Source organism: Acinetobacter sp. 226-1 (assembly GCF_030329325.1).
Taxonomy (GTDB): domain Bacteria; phylum Pseudomonadota; class Gammaproteobacteria; order Pseudomonadales; family Moraxellaceae; genus Acinetobacter; species Acinetobacter sichuanensis.
Genome location: NZ_JACANU010000067.1, coordinates 1 through 610 on the forward strand (window position 1 = coordinate 1; position 610 = coordinate 610).

Here is a 610-nt window from a genome sequence, read left to right on the forward strand (position 1 = left end):
TGTGGATCTAGCAGCACTTAAACAAATGAAGAAATACACATCATGTGTAGAAAAGGAAAAAGCCTGATCTAGGGAATTAGGCTTTTAGTAACTCATTAACTCGTAACAGAGGGAGAATTAATAAATATGAACTCAACTATACCAAAACACCTTTGCTCTGGCAAATGTAGCGAGTTCCAATGCAATCACTGTTTAATTCCTGCGGATTCGATGGAATTAGAATCGACTGAAGATTTCTTGATTGGTGACACTGTAGTTTTAGACACAGCGGTATTAAGTGCAACACTAAAACCTTTTGAGGGAATTTATAACGTTCTTGAGGTTTACGAAAATACGGTTTGTGTGCTCATTGAATTAGGGACATTAACTTTAAATAAAAAGTTTGTTCGCCACGCCACAGTCGCTGAACTCCATGCCAAACGTCGTTTAACTGAAGCTGAACACGCTGTAGCGGAGGTGTCATGAACGCTGAACAAATCATCCAATCTTGGCATGAACCTGCGCTGAACACGCTAGGTTCATTGCTCTCAGCCCGTAAAGCCAATTTACGCAAAATCAATCGCCCTGAAAGCAATGCGATGGTATTGCAGCAAGAATTCATTGAATCACT

General features: G+C 40.2%; 1 protein-coding gene. It reads left to right on the plus strand.

Going from position 1 to position 610, the window contains the following annotated elements; genetic code table 11:
- Nucleotides 1-126: 126 nt before the first annotated feature.
- On the plus strand, nucleotides 127-465 hold the full coding sequence (locus HX124_RS18115) for a hypothetical protein (RefSeq protein WP_286384470.1): 339 nt from the start codon (nucleotides 127-129) through the stop codon (nucleotides 463-465).
- Nucleotides 466-610: the final 145 nt, after the last annotated feature.